Annotated in this window: 15 protein-coding genes and 8 tRNA genes; 2 read left to right on the top strand and 21 right to left on the bottom strand. The window is 30.9% G+C overall.

Features of this window, described 5'->3' with window-relative positions:
• Window positions 1–30: 30 nt before the first annotated feature.
• Both EXC45_RS03560 and EXC45_RS03555 read right to left on the bottom strand, forming a co-directional pair.
• On the bottom strand, window positions 31–999 hold the full coding sequence (locus EXC45_RS03560; RefSeq protein ID WP_051616994.1) for an aquaporin: 969 nt from the start codon (window positions 997–999) through the stop codon (window positions 31–33).
• A gap of 1 nt (window position 1,000) precedes the next feature.
• The gene (locus EXC45_RS03555; protein WP_036435295.1) at window positions 1,001–2,038 is read right to left on the bottom strand and encodes a 2-hydroxyacid dehydrogenase; all 1,038 of its coding nucleotides are present in this window, start codon (window positions 2,036–2,038) and stop codon (window positions 1,001–1,003) included.
• A gap of 255 nt (window positions 2,039–2,293) precedes the next feature.
• Here EXC45_RS03555 and EXC45_RS03550 point away from each other — a divergent pair, with 255 nt between their 5' ends.
• Window positions 2,294–3,016 (top strand): hypothetical protein, encoded by a 723-nt coding sequence (locus tag EXC45_RS03550; RefSeq protein WP_036435292.1) that lies wholly within the window; start codon window positions 2,294–2,296, stop codon window positions 3,014–3,016.
• Between the two features lie 24 nt (window positions 3,017–3,040).
• Here the strand turns inward: EXC45_RS03550 and rpmA are convergent, their stop codons facing one another.
• The 17 genes from rpmA to EXC45_RS03465 all read right to left on the bottom strand — a co-directional run bounded on the left by rpmA (window position 3,041) and on the right by EXC45_RS03465 (window position 11,892).
• Entirely contained in the window at window positions 3,041–3,301 is a 261-nt protein-coding gene (gene rpmA / locus EXC45_RS03545) for a 50S ribosomal protein L27 (protein WP_036435289.1), read from the bottom strand.
• A 16-nt stretch (window positions 3,302–3,317) separates the two neighbouring features.
• Window positions 3,318–3,617, bottom strand: a complete 300-nt coding sequence (gene rplU, locus EXC45_RS03540) for a 50S ribosomal protein L21 (protein WP_036435286.1) — start codon at window positions 3,615–3,617, stop codon at window positions 3,318–3,320.
• Window positions 3,618–3,734: 117 nt separating this feature from the next.
• Window positions 3,735–3,986 carry a hypothetical protein gene (locus EXC45_RS03535; RefSeq protein WP_036435283.1) on the bottom strand — a complete coding sequence of 84 codons (252 nt, stop codon included), beginning with the start codon at window positions 3,984–3,986 and terminating at the stop codon, window positions 3,735–3,737.
• Window positions 3,987–4,076: 90 nt separating this feature from the next.
• A complete protein-coding gene (locus tag EXC45_RS03530) occupies window positions 4,077–5,339 on the bottom strand; it encodes a YitT family protein (RefSeq protein ID WP_051616993.1) in 1,263 nt (420 codons plus the stop codon).
• Between the two features lie 57 nt (window positions 5,340–5,396).
• Window positions 5,397–6,179, bottom strand: a complete 783-nt coding sequence (locus EXC45_RS03525) for a signal peptidase II (RefSeq protein ID WP_051616992.1) — start codon at window positions 6,177–6,179, stop codon at window positions 5,397–5,399.
• Window positions 6,169–8,844 (bottom strand): isoleucine--tRNA ligase, encoded by a 2,676-nt coding sequence (ileS, locus tag EXC45_RS03520; RefSeq protein WP_036435433.1) that lies wholly within the window; start codon window positions 8,842–8,844, stop codon window positions 6,169–6,171. The genes EXC45_RS03525 and ileS overlap by 11 nt, the downstream gene beginning before the upstream one ends.
• A 12-nt stretch (window positions 8,845–8,856) precedes the next feature.
• Window positions 8,857–9,336 (bottom strand): hypothetical protein, encoded by a 480-nt coding sequence (locus EXC45_RS03515; RefSeq protein WP_036435280.1) that lies wholly within the window; start codon window positions 9,334–9,336, stop codon window positions 8,857–8,859.
• 65 nt (window positions 9,337–9,401) lie between these two features.
• Window positions 9,402–10,055 carry a hypothetical protein gene (locus EXC45_RS03510; RefSeq protein WP_036435278.1) on the bottom strand — a complete coding sequence of 218 codons (654 nt, stop codon included), beginning with the start codon at window positions 10,053–10,055 and terminating at the stop codon, window positions 9,402–9,404.
• Between the two features lie 114 nt (window positions 10,056–10,169).
• Window positions 10,170–10,245 (bottom strand) — tRNA-Phe (locus EXC45_RS03505).
• Window positions 10,246–10,249: 4 nt separating this feature from the next.
• Window positions 10,250–10,326: transfer RNA gene (locus EXC45_RS03500), tRNA-Asp, on the bottom strand.
• Between the two features lie 3 nt (window positions 10,327–10,329).
• Window positions 10,330–10,405, bottom strand: a tRNA-Met gene (locus tag EXC45_RS03495).
• A gap of 21 nt (window positions 10,406–10,426) precedes the next feature.
• Window positions 10,427–10,519, bottom strand: a tRNA-Ser gene (locus EXC45_RS03490).
• A 3-nt stretch (window positions 10,520–10,522) separates the two neighbouring features.
• Window positions 10,523–10,598, bottom strand: a tRNA-Ile gene (locus tag EXC45_RS03485).
• Window positions 10,599–10,627: 29 nt separating this feature from the next.
• Window positions 10,628–10,704: transfer RNA gene (locus EXC45_RS03480), tRNA-Met, on the bottom strand.
• 5 nt (window positions 10,705–10,709) lie between these two features.
• Window positions 10,710–10,786, bottom strand: a tRNA-Ala gene (locus EXC45_RS03475).
• A 5-nt stretch (window positions 10,787–10,791) separates the two neighbouring features.
• Window positions 10,792–10,868, bottom strand: a tRNA-Pro gene (locus EXC45_RS03470).
• Window positions 10,869–11,058: 190 nt separating this feature from the next.
• The gene (locus EXC45_RS03465; protein ID WP_036435275.1) at window positions 11,059–11,892 is read right to left on the bottom strand and encodes a PHP domain-containing protein; all 834 of its coding nucleotides are present in this window, start codon (window positions 11,890–11,892) and stop codon (window positions 11,059–11,061) included.
• A gap of 41 nt (window positions 11,893–11,933) precedes the next feature.
• On the opposite strand from EXC45_RS03465, the gene EXC45_RS03460 reads away from it, so the two are divergent.
• Complete coding sequence (locus EXC45_RS03460; protein ID WP_165163212.1) at window positions 11,934–12,680, top strand: MurR/RpiR family transcriptional regulator; 747 nt, start codon at window positions 11,934–11,936, stop codon at window positions 12,678–12,680.
• A gap of 1 nt (window position 12,681) precedes the next feature.
• On the opposite strand, the gene EXC45_RS03455 is transcribed toward EXC45_RS03460, so the two are convergent.
• Both EXC45_RS03455 and EXC45_RS03450 read right to left on the bottom strand, forming a co-directional pair.
• On the bottom strand, window positions 12,682–12,906 hold the full coding sequence (locus tag EXC45_RS03455) for a hypothetical protein (RefSeq protein WP_036435268.1): 225 nt from the start codon (window positions 12,904–12,906) through the stop codon (window positions 12,682–12,684).
• Window positions 12,906–14,579, bottom strand: coding sequence for a PTS transporter subunit EIIC (locus EXC45_RS03450; protein ID WP_051616991.1), 1,674 nt, complete (start codon window positions 14,577–14,579; stop codon window positions 12,906–12,908). Before EXC45_RS03450 ends, EXC45_RS03455 begins: the two co-directional genes overlap by 1 nt.
• Between the last annotated feature and the right edge of the window lie 47 nt (window positions 14,580–14,626).

The raw sequence follows: 14,626 nt of genomic DNA, 5'->3' as shown, positions 1-14,626 counted from the left end.
GGTATTTAATACCTTCAAATTAATTAAGGATTATTTATCTTTTTGATCCTCTTCTTTGTTGTAAAGTTTCTTGAAATCATTGCTTGAAATCATTGATTTAGCATGATTGTTTTTGTATAAAATGATTTTGTGAAGCATTGGATTGAAGTAATGTTCATTAAATCCTTGCATAAATACATAAAATACGGTTGAAAATAAATCTCCTAAAATCATTGTAATAGTTGCAACAGAAACTTCATTAATGATTTTTAATGCGTTTTCATTTTGAGCAGCAGCCAAGAATAATGTTGGAAGTTGCTGTGCTAGCCCTCTAGCTGGATTAATAGCTGCACTTCCTCCAAAAATACCAAGTCAAACTGACATTGAAATGATAAATAAAATCATAAAATCACGATATTTAGAATGAATTGTAGGTGAGAAAATTGAAAATAATAAAATGGCTGAAATAAATACTTCGGTAAAGAAGATAACAACTACTCCAAGACCCATTGAAGGTTCAATGGTTGAAACTTCAGTCAAGAATGTTTTTTTAGCAGAAGCTAATGCATTAATTGGTGCATTTGGCAAATCATTACTTGAAGTAAAGTGTCCAATTAATAAAATAATTCCCCCAGCTGCAAATGAACCTAACACTTGAATGAATATTTTGTATGAAGCATATCATCCATTATGCAATCCCTTTAAGTATCTAGTAATAGTTACAATTGGATTTAGATCGCAACTTCAACGTAAGAAAATAAATAAACAAAGTCCTACAACTACAAATCCTGCAAAAAATCCAACTAATCCATCTGATAATAAACCTCAATGTTCAACAGTGTGATGTCCAACATAAATACTAAGTCCTGCTAGACCCATTGAAATAAAAATAGTTCCAATAAATTCACTAATACCATGAATAATTCAGGTTCTTAAATCAATTGGTTTAAGCGCTTCACCACGCTGGGAAGCTGATAATTTAAAAAATGAAAATAAGTTCTTTATAATTGAGCTTTTCATATTATCCGTTCTTCACTCTACCATCTTCCATAAGTTTTAAAGCGTTGGTAAAGTCTCCTTTTTGAGCTGCGTCAGCATTATCTAAAGTAGTTTTAGCAATTTGAGTTAATGCTAAATCGGTTAAAAATGCTTGGTGTGATGTAATTAACACATTATCCATTTCAATTAATTCTTTTCATTGTGGATCAAGTTTTTGGAATTGATCTTTAAGTTCTGAAATATCTTCGTAAAATCTTCCTTCTTCTCTTTCAAGCACATCAGTTGCAAGTCCACGAATTTTTCCAGATTTAAGTCCTTCAAGAACAGCAGTAATATCCATTAATTCTCCACGTGAAGTATTAACAATAATTACTCCTTGTTTCATAATTTTAACTGCTTCTTTGTCAATGATATATCTTGTTGAAGGTAAAAGTGGTGCATGCAATGAAATAAAGTCACTTTCTTTGAATAATTCACTAAGTGAAACAAACTCAAATCCCATTTTATCGGCTAAATCAGGAAAGTTATCTTGAGCAAAGGCATCAAATACAATAACTCTTGCACCCATTCCTTTAGCAATTTTAATGAAAGTTTGTCCTATTTTTCCACTACCAATAACTCCAATGGTTGAGTTGTTAACACAAATTCCATCAAGTCCATTAAGTGAAAAATTATAATCAGTAACTCTTTTGTTAGCTCTAAGTAAATTTCTATTTAAAGCCATTAAACCAGCCATCGCCATTTCTCCAACACTTTCAGCTGAGTAATTGAAAATTCTAAACACTTCAATTCCTAATTCATTGGCTTTGGCAATATCAATTTTGTTATACCCCATTGATCTTTGAAGTCAGTATTTAACACCTAATTTGTGTAATACTTCTAAAATAACTTTGTCACCGTAAGTGTTAACAAATCCACAAACTGCGTCGAATCCTTTAGCTTTTTTGACAGTATCTAAGCTAAGGTTTTCTTTAAAATATACAATTTCATGTCTACCATCATTAAATTGATCAAAATATTTAATATCGTAGTCTTTCGCATCAAAAAATGCAATTTTCATAATCTCTCCTATATTGAAATAAATAAGCATGCAAATTATATTAAATTATAATTTAACTAAAGTCACCCCATCTGTTTTGAATTCTATTGTGTGGAATTTTTCCAGAAAATTCAAAATAATCAAAAATGCATTCTTTTGCTTATAAAAAAGGAATAATAAGCATTTTTTGTTATATAGCTTAAAATGAAAAAATAATTTATTTTCTTTTTTTGACTTTTTTATTAGAATTTTTATTTTTTTAATAGGGAGAAAAAAATGAATTGATTATTACAATATTTAGCACATAAATACAAAAATAATGTAAGCTTAATTTTTCAAAACATTAATCATTTTGATGAAAAAATTGAAAATGAAATTAAACAAGTTAAACTTTTATACCAAAAATACAATGTTAACTTTACCAACTGCTATAGCAACATATTTCCAATTGCACTAAATTACCAAGAGTTTGCTTTTTTAGGCTTTTGAAGTATTGGGAACATAAAAATACTGGATAATCCGCACCGCTTATATTTAGTAGCTGAAGATAACTTAAACGAGTTTACAAAAGATAATATTAATAAATTAACAACTCAAAACACCATTGTTATTAACGGATATAAAAGCGAGCATAAACTACTGCAATACTTAATTGAAAAACAAGCTTCAATTATTTTAATCCACAAACAAGGGTTAGATAAGATTCCGGCCAATTTAATTGCACCTAATGTATTACACATTAGCTTGTATCCATTATTTGAACATACTCGAAAAAAACATTTTAAAGAAAGTAATTATTTATCAGCTGTTTTAAGTGAGAAAATTATTATCTTTTCAACTACTTTAGAAACTAAAATCAACGCTTTAATTGAAGCCTTTGCGTCTTTAAATAAACAAGCATATTCCTTCCCTAGTGATAATGACAATTCCTTTAATAACGAATTAATCAAACAAGGAGTACAATTAATTACTTTTATTGGAGAATGTCAATATGTATAAAAAAATAAAATGTCCTGAGACATTTTATTTTTGTTTTTCTGGGTAAACTGAAACAAATTTTCTGTTTCTTCTGCTTTCGTATTTAACGTAACCATCAATTTTGGTAAATAATGTATCGTCTCCACCACGTCCAACATTTACACCTGGGAAGATTTTTGTTCCTCTTTGACGGTAAATAATTGAACCTGCTGTTGCGTATTGTCCATCACCTAACTTAGCACCTAGTCTCTTACTATGACTATCACGACCGTTCTTAGTAGAACCACCGGCTTTTGTTTTTGCCATTTTCTAAAACCTAACCTTATCCTTGAATAGATGTAATTTTAATTCTTGTGTATGGTTGACGGTGTCCAAGTTTTCTTTTGTGAGTAGATTTTGCATTGTGACGATATACAACGATTTTTTTCGCTTTACCTTGTTTTTCGATTACACCAGTTACGACTGCATTTTGAACGTAAGGTTGACCAATTTTTGAATCAACAAGTAAAACTTTATCAAAAGTTACTTGTGAACCTTCTTCGCCTTCAAGTTTTTCAACGAAGATTGTTTGACCTTCCTCAACTAATAATTGTTTACCACCTGTTTCGATAATTGCTACCATTGCAATACCTCCGAAGTTGGCTCGTCCTGAAGGTGCATAAAGATGCTTATAAAACCTTTTTGGTACGGTTACTTAGAGTAACATTTGTTATTATACATCACTTTAAAAAAATCAGTTTTAAAAACTGATGTATTTATTTAAAGTGTTTGTGGATGTTTTTTCTACTTTTTTAGAGTTGTCTCACTTAAAGCTATTATTTTTGTCTTTAATTTCTCCACTAATGGCCAAACTTGATTTTATTAATCCGATAATTGGGGCAATTGCTTCAACAATAAGTGGTAACGCCGTAGCTAAAGCCACCAATGAAAAACCTGGATTTATGTGGTTTAAATCTTCTTCTGAAACTTGTGGTAGCTCGTTTATTTTCATTTAACCTCCTCATATTAGTAATAAGTTTTTTAATAGATATTAAAAAAATAATTAATTTAAATGCAACAAAAAACAATCCAAGTTGGATTGCTATTGTTCGACAAATTGGGTGTTGAATTTACCAATGACTTGATGTACCGGAATCATTGAAATTCAAATGTTTGGGTCAATTAATTTTAAATCATTGATTAAGTTCTTTGATTCAAGAAGCAATAATACTGTTTCAACTTTATATTTAGTTTCTCCATTGTATCCTGAAGTAAAACTAACAATCTTGTAACTGTGTCAATATTCGATTAGTTTTAAATAAGCTATTACTTTATTAATATCACTTGAAATAATAGTCATTTTCATTTTTTTGTATTTTGGATATAAAATTCCAACTACTAAATTACTAATTAAAATGTATAAGAAAGTTGAAAGTTCTCTGGCTCCAATGAAGGTTCCTGGATCGCGAATAAGTAACTCATCTTTATATTTATCGCTATGCTCTACAACACCTCAAATAACTAAGAAAATCATAGCTGTAGTAAAACCAAAAATTGACAGCATAGTACTAATTGATTTCTTAGATTTGGTTACATAATAATACGCAATAATATCTGTTCCACCAGTTGAACCCCCTGCTTTTCAAGATAAAGCAAGTGCCACTCCTACAAAAAATGCTCCAATTGAACAATAAAGTAAAATGGGTCAAGTTTTGTTTTGTTCATATCATTGCTTTTTAAGTAATTTTAAAGCAACTTCAATATGAACAGGATTTCCATTTTCGTCTTTAGTAAGTAATTTATCACCAACTAAGTCAAAAAAAGCAGTGATATGTGTAAAAATAACATCTTGAGTGAAAATTAAGTTGGCCAAAATTTGTGAGACCATAAACAATAAAGTTAAATAGAGAAAACTCTTTTTTATCTTTCTTCAAAAAATAATAAATAAAGGTAAATTAGCTCCAAAATAAATTAGTGCAAAATAAGGACGAATTACTGGAAGTAAGTTTTGTAGCAAAGTTGGAAACCCTGTTCATCCCGAAGGAACCGTATCAGCACGAGAGAGAAAAATTTGAATTGAAAAGTTAAATAAAAACGCTGCAAAAACGACCAAACAAATTCTTCACGAATAGCGTTTGAAAAACATCTTGCTTGTTAATTTAGCTTCTTTATTATTAGCTAAATACTGACCCATTTTGTAATTTAAAAGCGCTATTTGTTTTTCCACATCAGTGCAATTCATCGGGTCTAAAGGTAGTTCAGCTAACTTTAAAGATGGCTTTTTCATTTTCATGAAACTAAGCGACATTTTAAAGATATTTTTCTGGTTATTTTCAGGTTTTAAGTTTTTATTTAAATCTGCCATAATCATCCTATTAAATGAAAAAATTATACTAAAAATAACAAAAACTCTAATAGAGCATTAGAGTTTTTTGTGGTTTGAAATTTTAGAACTTCTACGACTAATTAACATTTTAGAATTACGACGATTAACTTTGATTCTTGCGTTAGTTAAAAATTCAATCTTTTGATCAGCGGCTTTAATTTGTGCGATCATTTTAGTGTCTTCTTTAGCTTGTTCTTGTTCTTCTTTGGTCTCTTTTTTTCAATCTTTAATAGTAGCAATCACTAAATAAATAATAATGAGAGCCATTCCTACAATGATGGCTACATCAGCGAAATTGAATGTTCCTCTATCAAAAAATGGTAAGTAGAAAATGTCTTTAACGTGGTTGTTAAAAATAAAACGATCGAGTGCATTTCCCATTGCTCCAGCTGAAACAATAGCTAAAAATGCGATTAAAGTTTTACGATATCCATTAACCATAAATAAAGGAACTACAAAAGCAAACAAAACAATTAAAACACTAAGTCCTTGAATTAACTCAAAGTTAGGATTTTTCAATAAAGTAACACCATTGTGTCAAACGCTTCTAAAACCAATAATTTTATAATCGGCTCATTTTGAAGGATCTAAAGGATAAATATCACTTGGTTGGCCTCTGCTTCCGTCTGGAAGTTCAAAAAATCCTTGTGCATCTAATGTAAATACATCACCATGATGAAAAAGATAAGTTTTAGTTAGTTGATCAATTAAAAGTAGAATTCCAAAAATTAATATCAATACTGCATAATTGAATAAAATTGTTTTTCAATTATGTTTAACGTGATTGAGAAATTTTTGATAATAATTTTTACTTCTCATCAGTTAACCCCATTTCAGACACAATTTCAGCACATGAGTGACAAAGATCGTTTTGCATTTGTTGAGCGTAAAAATGGTTTCAACATCTTTGGCATTTTAGTGAATCAAATTTAGATACTTCTAGTAAATCTCCAAATTCAACGTCTCCAACTTGTAATAAAGTTTTTAAATCTAACTCTTTTATAAAAGTTGGTAAATTCTTTGGTAAAGTAACTTTTAATTCATTTGAACGTTTTACTTCTTGTTTTTGAATAGCTTGCTCAATTAAAACATTTACTTGATCTTTTAATGTGAAAAACTCATTAAATGTATTTAATAACTCAACATTAACATTCTCTTCTTTGTTAAAGAACATTTCAAAAAATACTGATTCTTGTTTATTTTCTTTATCTAAGAAACTATATGCTTCTTCAGCTGTTGTAGGTAAAATTGGTGCAAGTGCTACAATTAAGAATTCTGCAATTAAATAAAGATTGTGTAATGCCATTAAACGTTGTTCGTCATTAGCTTTTTTAACATATAAAGCATCTTTAATTATTGAAAGATAAAAAGCCGATAACTCAACAACATAGTTGTTAATTAATTTAATTACACTAATAAATTTAAATTCATCATAAGCTTGCAACACTTTATTTTTTACTTCTTTAAGCTGTTCATTAATGTATAAGTGAATTCCGCTTAACTTGGTATTTGGATTAAATTTGTATCCGTTAATATTAGCAAGCAAGAATCTAATTGTGTTTCTTAACTTACGATATACTTCGGAATTTTGCTTTAATATGTCTTTAGAAATGCTAATATCGTTTGAATATTCACTATTAGCAACTCATAAACGTAAAATATCAGCTCCAGATTCAGTAACTACTTGAAGAGGTGAAATGGTATTCCCTTTTGATTTTGACATTTTTTCACCTTTAGCATCAACAACAAATCCATGTGACACTAAATTTAAGTAAGGAGTTTTGCCATTTCAAGCCACTGCATTAATAATTGAAGAGTTGAATCATCCACGGTATTGATCGGTTCCTTCTAAATATAAATCATAAGGAGTTGCAAATCCATCAATATCTACAGCAAGTGAAGATACCCCCGAATCAAATCACACGTCCATAATATCCATTTCACGTGTGAATCCTTTATTTTGGTATTTAGCTGGAAGTAACTCTTCAGTATCTCATTTAAATCACACGTCACTTCCATATTGTTCAACTAAGGCAATAACATGATCAAAGAGTTCTTCTTCAAAAACTGGATTTTTATTAGCATCATAAAAAATGGTAATTGGTACACCTCATGATCTTTGACGTGAGATTGTTCAATCATGACGATTTTCAATCATATTCATTAAACGCTTTTTACCTCAGGACGAATTTGAGATAACGTGGTTATCAATTTGCTCTAAAATTTGTTCTTTGATTTTTTCAATTGAAACAAATCATTGAGGTGTTCCTCTGAAAATAATTGGTTTATGTGTTCTTCAATCGTGCGGATATGAGTGTTTTAAGCGAGCAAAAGCCAGCATTTTATCACCTAAAAACTCAGAGATTTTTTTGTTGGCATCTTCATAAAAAAGTCCATCAAAAATTGTGTTAGTTTTTTCAATAGTTCCATCATCAGCAATGTGCATGATCATGTTTAAATTGTGTTTTTTACCAATTAAGAAGTCATCTTCCCCAAATAAAGGAGCAATGTGAACAAGTCCAGTTCCACTTTCGGTGGTAACATGATGACCAAGTACAACAGGAGCAATATTATCTAAAATAGGAGTTTTATACTCAACTTTAGTTACTTCTTTTCCTAAGAAAGATTCAACTACCTCATAATTTTCTCATTTTAGTGCTTGAGCTACTTTATCAAGCAATTCAGAAGCTACTACATAATTTTGTTGATTAACTTGAACTTTAAGATATTCAATATTTTCTCCTAAAGCAACTCCAGCATTAGCAATTAAAGTTCATGGAGTAGTGGTTCAAATAATTACAAAATCACCTTTGTTTAATTTCGCAAAATCTGAAGATACAATCTCAAAAGCCACATAAATTGAAGGTGAAACAACATCTTGATATTCAACTTCGGCTTCCGCAAGTGCACTTTGAGAAGAAGGTGATCAATAAACAGGTTTGAGTCCTTTATATACTAAATTGTTCATCACCATTTTTTTAAAGAGCATAAGCTGTTTAGCTTCATATCCTTTATCCATTGTGACATAAATTTTTTCTAAATCACTAAGAAGTGATAATTGTGCAAATTGTTGTTTTTGGTTTTGCACTTGTTTTAAAGCATATTCACCAGCTCTTTTTCTAAGTTCTACTACTGAAAGAGATTTTTGTGAAAGATTTGCTTCAGCTAACATTTTATGTTCAATAGGAAGTCCATGGGTATCTCAACCAGCAATAAATGGTGAATAAAAACCTTGCATTGTTTTATAACGAACAACAATATCTTTTAAAATTTTGTTTAACGCGTGCCCTAAATGTAAATCACCATTAGCATATGGAGGACCATCATGCACAATAAAAGGTTTATTATTTTTGTTACGCACAAGTAATTTTTTATACACTTGCTTATCAAGCCACATTTGACGGTATTTTGGTTCTTTGGTTGTTAAATTAGCTCTCATTTCAAAATCAGTTTGAGGCATGTTCAAAGTTTTTTTATAATCTATCATTTTTTACTCCTAATTTCCATTGTATTTAGCTAAACATTCTTCACAAGAAAGTTTTTGATCACTACGTACATAATGCACGTGATTGAGCGGAATTTGTTTAAATCCGTTCAATTTAAAAGTTATGTTGTAGTTAATAAATTCTGGTTGATTGGCTATTCATCATTGAGTTTTCACTTCAGCATAATCACTTAGTGGCTGTTGCAATATTGAAATTATTTTTGAATGATATGTAACTCCGTTTGAATCTGTAAAGGTATTTCCTTGAATAAATCCCATACAATCCAGTGCTTCTGAAGTATAATCACTTACTTGTTTGTTTTCTTGAGGGATAAAAACAATTGGACGAATTTGATAATACGGCACATTATTTAAAGCACTAGCAATTTGTTCTTTAAGCTGAAATTCCTTATTGCTAGCACATGAAATTACACTAAAAGACGAAAAGCTTAAAAAGCCACCAAGTAGCAACGTTTTAATCGTTTTTTTCACTTTTCCTCCTAGGTTTATAATTTATTTTAAATTATACTAAAAAAGAAAAAATACTCTTTAAATAGTTATTTAGAGTATTTGTTGTATATTTCATTAACAGCTTCAGAAAAGCAAATATATGAGCTGTGATTTTTATCACCTCTTGATAAATACAAATTCTTTTTGGTCAAGTAAGCTTGTCTTGTTTCTAATCATCATCCATTCTTTTTCAAAATTTGTGCTCTTTTGATTAATTCATTTGAATTAGGACCTTTCTCTCATTTTCATTCATCTTTGTCAGTATCACCTGTTTTCTTATGAATCAATCTATATCAATCAGAATTTTTTTCAACTTTAACAATAGCTATATCTATTTTAAATTCTCTTGAACTTTTTTTAATTTTTATTAAATGAGTAGTTAACGATGATGTAGAGTCTTCGGAATCCCTATAACCAAAATCGGACAATTTTTTGTTTAGATGCATTCTTACATAATCCTTTAGCTTCTTAAGATCTTCATATTGAGGCTCTTTTATTTTATTGATTATTAAATTAAAATCGAAATCTATTTCTTTTTTTCCGTTTTCAGTAATCAAATTTCTTGCGCCGCTACCCACTAATCTTCATTGCACACTTATTTTCTTTTCTTTATTTATGGATACAACTAATTTATTTATCAAATTTAAAGAAAAAGTTTTTATTTCTTTAATACTTTTTTTATCAGTAACAAATTTATACATATTAAATCCTTTCTTTTTTTATAAATGAAATCATAAAATTATAACAAAAAAGAAAGAAAAAAAATACTCTTTTTTAGTTACTATTAAATAGCAAGTAAAAAAGAGTATTTTTTATGGTGGCCCCGGCAGGAATCGAACCAGCGACACACAGAGCTTCAATCTGTTGCTCTACCAACTGAGCTACAGGGCCATAATGGCGGTCCAGACGGGGATCGAACCCGCGTTCTCCTCCGTGACAGGGAGGCGTATTAAACCACTTTACCACTGGACCGTTTGGTTGCGGAGACAGGACTTGAACCTGTGACCTTCGGGTTATGAGCCCGACGAGCTGCCAACTGCTCCACTCCGCTATAATAAATAATCAAAGAACATGGCGGGTGATGAGGGATTCGAACCCCCGCGGGCCGTGAAGCCCCTGCTAGTTTTCAAGACTAGTCCCTTCAGCCAGACTTGGGTAATCACCCACTTGGTGGACCCAACAGGACTCGAACCTGTAACCGACCGGTTATGAGCCGGTTGCTCTAACCATTGAGCTATAGGTCCTAAAGACCGAGTTGGTTTGTTGTTTGTTTTGGTAGCACCGAAGAGAGTCGAACTCTTGACCTTCCGGGTATGAACCGGATGCTCTAACCAACTGAGCTACAGTGCCATAAATGGTGGAGAGTATGGGATTCGAACCCACCACCTCCTGCGTGCAAGGCAGGCGCTCTAGCCAAATGAGCTAACCCCCCATAAATGGTGAAGAAGACAGGATTTGAACCTGCGACCACTACGTCCCAAACGTAGCGCTCTGCCAAGCTGAGCTACTTCTCCAACTTGCTTTTTGGTGCATATTAATTATATAGAACAATTAATAATTTCCAAATATTTTTTTGAAGTTTTTTCTTTGCTTTATCAGCTTGCTTGATTATTATAGCACAAATGTTTTTTATATCTATATCAAAAGTTTATTTATTCCAGAAAAAAATATTTTGCAAGTAAGAAAAAAGCAACCTTTAAAAGGTTACTTTAAAAGCTCGTTAATTTTGGCCTTATATGCATGCATATCAACTTTTTCAATTAAAAGATGATCAATTCCTCATTCTTTGAGTAATTCATAAGTTTTAGGAATGATTTCATTGTCATAAAGTTGTTTACGATGATGGGTATCTGATTCAAGTAAAATTTTCACCCCTTTGGCTTTAACTACTTTTCAAAATTCATGAATTGGATATTTATTACGAAAGGCATTTCCAATTTGGCGAGGACCTTTTCAAAATCCATTAATATTAAAACCAAGCGGGAAATCTAGCTCTAAAGCTAAATCACAAATTTTTTCAGCTAATTCTTGGCAGTCGTCATCTCAATTTTCATATGATTTCATGTAAAAATCTGGATGCACAGCATATAAGAACAATCCAGTGCGCATTCCTTCGTTTAATGATTTTCAATAGCGCTGAAGTTCATATTTATTGGTACAGTTTTTGTTGTAATTGTTTTGTGGATCGAGATTTTCAACAGCATGAATACCCAAAATTAAATAATCAACATTTTCATTTTTAAGTACTTGGCGATACCAAGCGTCTTGATTTGGAAAATATTCACTTTCAAATCCAGCATAAATTGTAACTTTATCTTTGTGTAATTGTTGTTGAACTTTAATTTGTCTTAAGTATTCACTCATTTCACTTAAATACATTCGAGAATTATCCTTAGAATCTAATTCACCTGGATATGGAATGTGATCTGAAATTCCAATTTCTTTGTATTGTTGGGATACATAATGCGAAACTAGTTCAGCTGCTGAAACATCTGCATGCTTGCAAAAATAAGTATGATTGTGGTAGTCATATTTCATAAAAGACCTCCATTGTTAAATAAATGAATTATAATTTTTACATGATTAATAATATTAAAGAATCTGCACTTATTAAAAAGTTACTTAACATGTCACATCGTGATAATGCTAGCGGGATAATTGCTAAAACAATTTTAACTAATATCTTCCAAATTGAAAAACTCAATTCAACTGATATTGCTGATTTAGCTTTTACCACTCAATCTACCATTTCTAAATTTGTTAACAATTTAGGATATGAAAGTTTTAGTGAGTTTAAAAGTAACTTACTTAAATATCGTCAATTAATTCAATATTCAAGCAATGACAATAGTGTCAAAAATTCTAACTTAATTGCAGCTAATATTGAATTTTTAAAAAATGTGGCTGCTTTGGATTTAAATGAAGTAATTGAGTTGATTAAATCATCTAAAAAAATTATTTTAAATTCTTCCGGGGGTGCATCACGTACTCATAATGAGTTTGTTATTCAACTCCAAAGAATGGGATATAACATTTTAGCACCTGTAAGTTTTTCAGATCGTTATCACCAATCAGTTATTAGCGATAAAGATACTTTAGTTATATTAATTTCACGTTCTGGAGAAACTGCTGAAACTTTAATTCCTACTTTATTATCTTTAAATAAAGGACTTAAAGTTGTTTATATTAGTGCTAAAGAAATTCCAGATCTAGATAAAGCACATTTGAAAATCAATTTACAAAAGTATTGTTCAACTAAAATTGATGCTTTATCATTTAATTTACATTTAGCTTTAATTTATACTTTATTACTTAACTCTATTTAATTTATGGCAATAAAGCTTTAATAAAGACAATAATACATACAATCCCTACCAAAGAGAAAATCAGTGGTAGTTGTTTCATGAATGTTTGATAAAGAGAATGGGTGTATTTTCCATTTTCATCTACAACATACTTAATGTTTTTGACCTTGCGACGATGATAAATCCAAAATGCAAGACTAAACATCAATGTCGCAATAACTGCACACATAATTCCAAAAATTAACATTATCTAGCTTTCTTAATATTATTCATAATCCGAGCGTAAACCATAGCTTTAGCTCCAAAGACTGATTGAATTTGATCTCCAGATTCAACCACTCCAGCTGCTCCTAAAGCTTTGATTTCGTCACGTTTAACTTTTTCTTTATCATTAACTGAAATTCTAAGTCTTGAAATACATGCACCAATTTCAAGCATGTTTTCAAATCCTCCATAAAGTTCAATTAATTGATATGCCATTGTAATATCTTCAGGTTTTTCGCCTTGAAGCGCTTCTGCTTCAGCAGAGTTAGTTTCATGTTGTTTTTCTCTAGCTTCACGGAATTCTTTTTTGGTCATTAATTTAATTACCATATCATTTCTACCTGGGGTATTAAGATTCATTTTGGTAATTAATAAGTAGAATACCACGAAGTATTCAACAAAGAATACAGGTCCTAATGCTCAAAGCATTCATACTCTTGAAACAATTTTATATGCTGGTGCGTTGTAAATGAATCAAGTAATTAATCCTTCACCAGTTCCAGATACCATTCCAGCTCCAGCTAGATACATAAACATGTATGTAAATCCTGTCATTAAACAGTGAGCCAATCAAAGTACTGGTGCTGCAAAAACGAATGTAAATTCAATTGGTTCGGTAACTCCTGAAAGTACCGCTGAAGATACTGCTCCAAAGATAATAGGAGCTGCAATTTTTCTTTTATCTTTTGGTACAGCTAAGAACATAGCAAGAGCAGCTCCTGGAAGAGCAAAAATATTTGTTGGGTATGTACCATTTGAAATCATTGAGTCTTGAGCTGAAATAGCTTGACCGTGTTGCAATTTAGCAAGTAAAATTGCATAGAATCCTTCATAAGTAGTACCATCAAAAGTTCATGTTCCACCAGCAGCGGTGTAACGTAAAATTGCATTAGGCACATTGTGAAGACCAAAAGGAAGTAACAATCTATTAGTTAATCCATAAAGGAATGATCCTCCAGCACCAAGTGCTCTAATTCCTTGTCCCATTTTTGCAATTGCATAGTAAATATAAACTCAAAAATAAGTAAAAGGAAGTCCGATTAAGAAAGAACATAAAAAAGTAGCAACTGGAGAAAATTTAGGTCCTCCAAAGAATGCAATCGCAGTTGGGAATTGTAATTTGTAAGTATATTTATGTACAAAGTATCCTAGATACCCTGCTAGAATCCCCCCCAGTGCGTTTAAATTAAATGAATTAGAATCTTTTCCAAAACGTTCAATAGTTTGGAGTTTTCCAACTAAGGTTTTAGGAAGAACAGATCCGATGTTAGCGTATTTAAAAAGAACATTACCAGCAAAGTAGAAAGCAATTAAAGCTGCAATTCCACAAAGGGCAGCTGAAACTTTTTCATCTTTAGCTAGTCCAGTGGCTAAACCAATAGCAAAAAGAATGTCTAGGTTGTAAATTGGAGACATTCCAATGAGCTTGATGGCATTAGCAATACCTTTATAAGCTTTAGAAGTGTGATAAATTGCATCTTTTCCTGCAGCGCTACCCGCAGAAATCATAATGTATCCAATTGCTCCAATTATGGCCATAATTGGAAGAATTGAAACTGGAACAATTAAACTTCTACCAAAACGTTCCAAACCTTTTCTGAATTTTTGAAAACCATTCTTTAATCCAGAATTGATTTGACTTTGAGTAATACTCATATTTCACCTCCAATTTAATTTTATTAAATTAAAGGTGTCTTTTTTTA

Origin of the sequence: Mycoplasmopsis columboralis (assembly GCF_900660675.1) — a bacterium.
Taxonomy (GTDB): domain Bacteria; phylum Bacillota_I; class Bacilli_A; order Mycoplasmatales; family Metamycoplasmataceae; genus Mycoplasmopsis; species Mycoplasmopsis columboralis.
Note: the sequence above shows the minus strand (reverse complement) of the source record. Positions and strands in the feature narration are given on the sequence as shown.